At 41.9% G+C, this 7,610-nt stretch carries 6 protein-coding genes; all 6 read left to right on the top strand.

Annotation, left to right across the window (positions count from 1 at the left end):
* Positions 1–300: 300 nt before the first annotated feature.
* The 6 genes from IEX94_RS14485 to radA all read left to right on the top strand — a co-directional run bounded on the left by IEX94_RS14485 (position 301) and on the right by radA (position 7,577).
* Positions 301–1,002, top strand: coding sequence for an MgtC/SapB family protein (locus tag IEX94_RS14485; protein ID WP_156857297.1), 702 nt, complete (start codon positions 301–303; stop codon positions 1,000–1,002).
* Positions 1,003–1,269: 267 nt separating this feature from the next.
* A complete protein-coding gene (locus IEX94_RS14480; RefSeq protein ID WP_156857296.1) occupies positions 1,270–1,734 on the top strand; it encodes a CtsR family transcriptional regulator in 465 nt (154 codons plus the stop codon).
* A 25-nt stretch (positions 1,735–1,759) separates the two neighbouring features.
* Positions 1,760–2,311 (top strand): protein-arginine kinase activator protein McsA, encoded by a 552-nt coding sequence (mcsA, locus tag IEX94_RS14475; protein ID WP_308425608.1) that lies wholly within the window; start codon positions 1,760–1,762, stop codon positions 2,309–2,311.
* On the top strand, positions 2,308–3,369 hold the full coding sequence (mcsB, locus tag IEX94_RS14470) for a protein-arginine kinase McsB (protein WP_188858480.1): 1,062 nt from the start codon (positions 2,308–2,310) through the stop codon (positions 3,367–3,369). Before mcsA ends, mcsB begins: the two co-directional genes overlap by 4 nt.
* 12 nt (positions 3,370–3,381) lie before the next feature.
* Positions 3,382–5,811 (top strand): ATP-dependent protease ATP-binding subunit ClpC, encoded by a 2,430-nt coding sequence (gene clpC / locus IEX94_RS14465; protein WP_188858478.1) that lies wholly within the window; start codon positions 3,382–3,384, stop codon positions 5,809–5,811.
* A 395-nt stretch (positions 5,812–6,206) separates the two neighbouring features.
* The gene (radA, locus tag IEX94_RS14460; RefSeq protein WP_156857300.1) at positions 6,207–7,577 is read left to right on the top strand and encodes a DNA repair protein RadA; all 1,371 of its coding nucleotides are present in this window, start codon (positions 6,207–6,209) and stop codon (positions 7,575–7,577) included.
* Positions 7,578–7,610: the final 33 nt, after the last annotated feature.

The following is a 7,610-nucleotide window of genomic DNA, read 5'->3' as shown; positions in this document are numbered from 1 at the left end:
ATGGTAGTTGAGACTTTGTCTCTGCGAGAGTAGGACGTTGCCAGGCATACAAAAAGACAGATTATCATTTTATGATAATCTGTCTTTTTGTATTTTGTGCGCCCCAGCAAGCAATTAATTGCTAGTTGATGGGGGAACGGGTGGAGAAATTCTAAGGTTGAAGCCCTGTGACTGAGTGCGTGCGAGCAACCTAACAGGTCGTAATATAAATTATAACTAACGTTTAATTCTAGTTGTTATTTGGGAAAGGTGTTTCATATAATTGACTAAGGATAATATATAGAAAAGAGGATACGATAGATGGAAGTATTTTTACAGAATATAATAGGGGAGCATTTTTATGTTATCGTAACAAGGTTACTCGTTGCTTTAGTATTATCCGGAATAATTGGCTTTGAACGGGAGTGGAATAATCACTCTGCAGGATTTCGGACTCATATATTAGTGGGTGTCGGTGCAAGCCTGATGATGCTTTTATCAATATTTGGTTTTCTTGAATTTCTGGAGCACTATGATAATGTACGCTTTGATCCGGCCCGTATCCCTTCTTATGTGATTAGCGGGATAGGGTTTCTTGGAGCGGGGACGATTATAGTATATGGAGGAACGATTCGAGGGCTTACTACGGCGGCATCCATATGGGCTGTGGCAGGTATTGGGCTGGTTGTAGGCGCGGGAATGTATGGTCCAGCCATTGTTGCTACGCTGATCATTTTAATTAGTTTAGTTGTGTTGAATAACCTTGAAAGATTGCTTCCTTCCCAGCGGAAGTACACAAGAATTGAAATGGTTGTAGAGCGCAATATAAAAGTTCACCAGCTTGTTGAAGTAGCAGAAGCTTATGATGTGAATATTATTGCAGTGGAAGTGGAGAAAATGGAAAGGGATCTCCGAAAAATTTATTTTAAGATGAGAAATATGGAAGGTACCCAGTTACTTGCATTATTTGAAGAAATATCAGAATTAGAAGGAGTAAATAATATTAGACAATTGGAAAAGTGATGCCGTATAAGTTAAGCGGTAAAGTTAAACAAGGGAGAGACTTTTCCATTTTAACTGGCCCTTTATTATTTTAAACTCAAATTTCCTCTTCTCTCCGTTTATTTTCATGAAAAGTGTCTAGAATAGAATATTGGTTATTACTTTTCAACGGTTACATTTTGGCGTATAATTAATTTATAGTCAAAGATAGTCAAAGTCAATGTCATTCCTTTTGTTCCGGGCATAGCTAGAAATGAGTGATATGTAAGGAGAGGGGAATTCTTAGCAATGAGCAATATTTCAGATATTATTGAAGCATATCTAAAAAAAGTACTACATTCCACAGGAAAAAATGCAATTGAAATTAAGCGGAGTGAAATTGCGGATCAGTTTGAGTGTGTGCCTTCACAGATTAATTATGTGATTAACACAAGATTTACAACGGAAAAAGGGTATATTGTAGAGAGTAAGCGTGGTGGTGGGGGATATATACGGATTATTCGTGTAAAACATGAAGACAAGGCGGAATTGATTGATGGCATTATTAAAATGATTAATCCAAGTATTTCACAGCAGGCAGCAATTCATGTGCTGGAGCGTCTGCGGGAGGAAGAAATCATTACGAATCGAGAAGAAAAGCTGATCTATAGTGCGATTGAGCGGACGACTTTACCATTTCAACTACCGGAACGTGATCAAATTCGAGCACGTATTTTAACGGCGATGCTTAATACTCTAAAATACTATAATTAACTCTATTGTGTTGAGAAGGGGGAAGATGCGTGTGGAATGTCAAGAGTGCCAAAAGCGGCCAGCTACGGTTTACTTTAAACGAGTAATAAATGGGGAGAAAAAAGAAGTCCGTGTGTGCGAAGTTTGTGCTCAGGAAAAAGGTTATATGCAGTCTCAAGATCAAGGCTCTTCTCTCCATGATTTACTTACTGGATTATTTAACTTTGATTCGTATCCATTTGGAGCCCACGTGGCTGATACAAAGCAAACGAAAGAGCTGCAATGCCCGAATTGTAAACTGACCTTTTCCACTTTTAAGGAAATGGGCAAATTCGGTTGTGCAACCTGTTATGAAACTTTTTCGGAAAGCTTAAGCCCGATACTACGACGGGTCCATGCCGGAAATACAACACATGCTGGTAAAATACCAAAGCGAACAGGTGGAAATATACAAAAAAAACGTAAATTAGAGGAATACCGTAACCAGATGAAGAAGTTAATAGAGCAAGAGGCTTTTGAAGAAGCCGCAGTACTCCGAGATAAAATAAAAGCGTTGGAAACGGATGAAGCAGTTAAGAGGGGGGAGAGTGAAGGATGACATTGGAGCACTTTCTAAACGAAGCGATTAGTCCGTGGATGCGAGAGGAGGGTGCTGATAGTGATATCGTGCTGAGCAGCCGGATTCGTTTAGCTCGGAATTTCGCTAATGTTACCTATCCCATCCTAGGCAAAGAAGAGGAATTAAAGAAGGTTCATGATTTCATGAAACAGACATATAATGAATCTTCCTTCCAGGATTACACAGATTTTTACTTTTTATCAACAAAGGATTTATCGGAAATAGAGAACCAGATACTCATAGAGAAGCATCTTATTAGTCCTAGTCTAGCAAGATATCCGCAGTCAGCAGCACTTATTTCTAAAAATGAGCAGGTCTCCATCATGATCAATGAAGAAGATCATTTGAGGATTCAACTTTATTTACCCGGATATCAACTTACTGATGGTCTGAAACAAGCTTCAGAGCTAGATGATTGGATAGAAGAACGGATTGATTATGCGTTTGATGAGAATTTCGGGTATCTAACGAGTTGTCCAACGAACGTGGGTACAGGAATGCGGGCATCCGTGATGATGCACTTGCCGGCCCTTGTTATCACAAAGCAGATGAGCCGTATGATTCCCGCGATTAACCAGTTCGGTTTAGTCGTAAGGGGGATATACGGGGAAGGCAGTGAATCTCTAGGTAATATATTCCAAATATCTAATCAAATTACCCTTGGGAAATCAGAGAAGGACATTATCTTTGACCTGGCAAGTGTTGTCAAGCAACTGATTGAGCAAGAACGACTTGCCCGGAGCTATATTACCGAACAACTTGGAGTCAGTCTGGAAGACCGCATTTTCAGGTCTTACGGAACACTGAAGAACGCCCGAATCATCGAATCAAAGGAAGCTGCTAAATGCATTTCTAACGTGCGTTTAGGTATAGACTTGGGTATTATTGAAAATATATCTAAAAATATATTAAATGAATTAATGATTTTAACGCAGCCAGGATTCTTACAATATTATGCTAATAAACGCTTGACACCACGGGAGCGCGATGTATTTCGTGCTTCGCTCATCAGAGAAAGACTTGAATTAGAGAAATAGGAGGGATGCCAGATGATGTTTGGAAGATTTACAGAAAGGGCGCAAAAGGTACTTGCGCTATCACAGGAAGAGGCAGTTCGTCTCGGACATAATAACATTGGAACAGAGCATATTTTGCTCGGGCTTGTTCGCGAAGGCGAAGGGATTGCCGCTAAAGCGTTGCAATCATTAGGCGTACAAGTGGAAAAAATTCAAGAAGAAGTGGAGAAATTAATCGGAGTCGGTAAACAGCCGATGCAATCAATTCACTATACTCCCCGGGCAAAAAAGGTTGTGGAATTATCACAAGATGAAGCACGTAAGCTTGGTCATTCCTATGTAGGAACGGAACATATTTTACTCGGTCTTATCCGTGAAGGGGAAGGTGTGGCAGCACGTGTCCTCAACAATCTCGGTATAAGCTTAAATAAAGCTCGTCAGCAGGTTTTGAAGCTACTTGGTAGTAATGAGTCTCAAGCTGGCAGAAGAGGGCGTGCAGGGCAACAATCGAATGCAAGTACCCCAACACTAGATTCCCTTGCAAGAGATTTAACTGTAAGTGCAAGAGAAGGTAAAATTGATCCGGTTATTGGTCGTTCTAAGGAAATTGAGCGTGTCATTCAGGTGTTAAGCCGCCGGACGAAGAATAATCCTGTATTAATTGGAGAGCCGGGTGTCGGTAAAACAGCTGTTGCTGAAGGCCTTGCCCAGCAAATTATCGATAATGAAGTACCGGAAACGTTACGTGATAAGCGTGTTATGACGCTTGATATGGGAACGGTCGTTGCAGGGACGAAATACCGTGGGGAATTTGAAGATCGATTAAAAAAAGTGATGGAAGAAATTCGTCAAGCCGGAAATGTTATTCTTTTCATCGATGAATTGCATACATTAATTGGTGCGGGGGGAGCGGAAGGTGCAATTGACGCATCCAATATTTTAAAACCATCCCTTTCCCGTGGAGAAATTCAGTGTATTGGTGCAACGACGCTAGATGAATACCGAAAATACATTGAAAAAGATGCAGCACTTGAACGTCGTTTCCAGCCAATTCAAGTAGATGAGCCATCTGTTGAGGAAACGATTCTCATCTTAAAAGGTCTGCGTGACCGCTATGAGGCCCACCACCGCGTAACGATTACGGATGAAGCGATTGAAGCAAGTGCGAGCCTTTCTGATCGTTATATTACAGACCGCTTTTTACCGGATAAGGCGATTGACTTAATTGATGAGGCCGGTTCAAAAGTTCGTCTTCGTTCCTACACGATTCCACCGAACTTAAAGGAATTAGAACAAAAACTGGCTGACGTAAGGAAGGAAAAAGATGCAGCTGTCCAGAGCCAGGAATTTGAAAAAGCAGCATCTTTACGCGATACTGAACAGCGTTACCGGGAAGAACTCGAGAAGACGAAAAATGAATGGAAAGAGAAGCAAGGTCAAATGGATTCTGAGGTAACTGTTGAAGACATTGCGAGCGTCGTATCGATTTGGACTGGTGTTCCTGTAGCTAAGCTTACGAAGGATGAATCGAAACGTCTTCTTGATATGGAAGAAATACTCCATGAGCGTGTTATTGGTCAAGAAGAAGCGGTGAAAGCTATATCGACTGCAATACGCAGAGCTCGCTCAGGACTGAAAGATCCGAAGCGTCCAATCGGTTCATTCATCTTCTTGGGTCCTACTGGTGTCGGTAAAACAGAGCTGGCAAGAGCCCTTGCTGAAGTGATGTTTGCTGATGAGGATGCGATGATACGCGTGGATATGTCGGAGTATATGGAGAGGCATTCCACTGCTAGATTAGTCGGATCACCTCCGGGGTATGTCGGTTATGAAGAAGGCGGACAGCTAACGGAAAAAGTACGCAGAAAACCTTACTCCGTTGTTCTTTTAGATGAAGTGGAGAAAGCCCACCCGGAAGTGTTCAACATCCTGCTTCAAGTTCTGGAAGATGGACGCTTAACCGACTCCAAAGGAAGAACGGTTGATTTTCGTAACACGGTTATCATTATGACGTCAAATGTCGGTGCAAGTGAACTGCGCCGTAATAAATTTGTCGGCTTCAATATTGCGGATGAAAGCCAGCAGCATGCTGATATGAAGTCGAAGGTCATGGATGCGCTGAAGAAAGCCTTCCGTCCAGAGTTTTTAAACCGGATTGACGAGACAATTGTCTTCCATTCCTTAGAGAAGAAACATATGAAAGATATTGTTGTACTCATGCTGGAAGAGTTAAAAGAACGATTGCAACAACAAGAAATTGAACTATCAATGACAGATAAAGCAATCGAGAAAATTGCTAACGAAGGATTCGATCCGGAATACGGAGCAAGACCATTAAGACGCTCCATTCAGCAAAATATTGAAAATATGTTATCAGAAGAATTACTGAAAGGAACAGTCGAAAAAGGCAAGACCGTGAAAATCGGACTAAATAATAAGGGCGAATTCATCATACTAAAATAAAACAGCACGACTATCATAGAAAAGCTAGAAGAGCCACCTCTTCTAGCTTTTACTACACTCGAACCCGAGTTCCGCAGTTCAAAGCGCACTTAATTATATTTTTTTACAATATAAGAAACTACTAGGTAAATAAGTAGATACAAAATCAATTTTAAACGTACTTCCAGGAGATCCTCATTACACCGAAGACTCCTGCAGGAAGAGAGGCATATCAGCCGCTTGCGGGAAGCGAAGGTGTAAGGGGGCAGCATGAGCTCTGGACCTTCAAGGGAGTTAGTAACATGCATTTATCACCGAATGTGGCATAATTTAGGAAGATAGTTGTGAAATTGAAACTATTATGTAACCTATGAGAATCAATATTCGTATACAATAGAAGAAGGGACCGAATGAGTTTGGCTAAACGCAAGAATACGTTTGTCTGCCAAGACTGCGGCTATGAATCTCCGAAATGGATGGGGAAATGCCCGGGCTGTGGTAACTGGAATACGATGGTTGAAGAAGTCCAGGCTGGAGCTAGCGGCGGCAGGCATGTCACGACCGGTAAGCGGACGGTCAGTAAACCAGAACCGATTACACAACTTGAATCACAGAAAGAACCACGAATTACAACCGAAATGCGAGAATTCAACCGTGTACTAGGCGGTGGGATTGTTCCTGGTTCACTCGTATTGATCGGTGGGGATCCAGGGATTGGGAAATCGACATTGCTGTTGCAAATATCAGCCCAGATCGCTAAGAAAAAAATGCGTGTCCTCTATATATCAGGAGAAGAATCAACGAGACAAACGAAACTTCGAGCAGATCGTCTAGGTGTCCAAGAAGCGGAATTATACGTATTGAGTGAAACCAATTTATACGATATTGGTCAACAGATTGAAAAGCTGAAACCAGAACTTGTCATCGTTGATTCGATTCAAACGATCTACAGAGAAGAAGTAACGAGTGCACCAGGAAGCGTTTCCCAAGTACGGGAGAGCACTGGGGAACTTATGCGGATTGCTAAATCTAATCATATATCAGTTTTTATTGTGGGGCATGTTACGAAGGAAGGCGCTATTGCTGGGCCAAGATTGTTGGAACATATGGTAGATACAGTTTTGTATTTTGAAGGGGAACGACATCATACTTACCGGATTTTACGGAGTGTGAAAAACCGGTTCGGCAGTACACATGAGATGGGAATTTTTGAAATGCGTGAAGAAGGGTTACGTGAAGTCTTGAACGCTTCGGAAATTTTCTTGGAAGAGCGAAAGGCAGGAACAGCAGGTTCTACTGTCGTTGCATCGATGGAAGGGACGCGTCCTATTTTAGTAGAAATTCAAGCTTTAATATCACCTTCCAGCTTTGGAAATCCACGTAGAATGGCAACCGGGATCGATTCGAACCGTGTTCCGCTGCTCATGGCTGTATTGGAAAAAAGGGTCGGCTTCATGCTGCAGAACCAGGATGCTTATTTAAAAGTAGCCGGTGGAGTGAAGTTGGATGAGCCTGCAATTGATTTAGCGATTGCGATTAGTATAGCATCAAGCTTCCGAGACCAGCCGACAGAACCAAAGGATATTTTTATCGGCGAAGTTGGGCTGACTGGAGAAATTAGGAGGGTGTCCCGGATTGAACAACGTGTACAAGAAGCGGCTAAACTCGGCTTCGAGCGCGTTATTTGTCCACAACATAATTTGGATGGTTGGACGGTACCGAAGGATATTCAAGTAGTTGGTGTTTCCACCATTCAGGAAGCATTAGAAATTGGACTTGCAAGGTGATTTTATCGTTTTTAGTGAAGAAATGAGCTTATC

The organism is Oceanobacillus indicireducens (genome assembly GCF_014647195.1).
Taxonomy (GTDB): Bacteria; Bacillota; Bacilli; order Bacillales; family Amphibacillaceae; genus Oceanobacillus; species Oceanobacillus indicireducens.
The sequence above is the reverse complement of the archived record's forward strand: the minus strand, read 5'-3'. Positions and strand labels throughout refer to the sequence as shown.

What these genes read in the sequence shown, in the direction of transcription:
- mcsA (WP_308425608.1), top strand. Translation starts at nt 1,760, where the DNA reads ATGCGTGTGGAATGTCAAGAGTGCCAAAAGCGGCCAGCTACGGTTTAC.
- mcsB (WP_188858480.1), top strand. Translation starts at nt 2,308, where the DNA reads ATGACATTGGAGCACTTTCTAAACGAAGCGATTAGTCCGTGGATGCGA.
- IEX94_RS14480 (WP_156857296.1), top strand. Translation starts at nt 1,270, where the DNA reads ATGAGCAATATTTCAGATATTATTGAAGCATATCTAAAAAAAGTACTA.
- clpC (WP_188858478.1), top strand. Translation starts at nt 3,382, where the DNA reads ATGATGTTTGGAAGATTTACAGAAAGGGCGCAAAAGGTACTTGCGCTA.
- IEX94_RS14485 (WP_156857297.1), top strand. Translation starts at nt 301, where the DNA reads ATGGAAGTATTTTTACAGAATATAATAGGGGAGCATTTTTATGTTATC.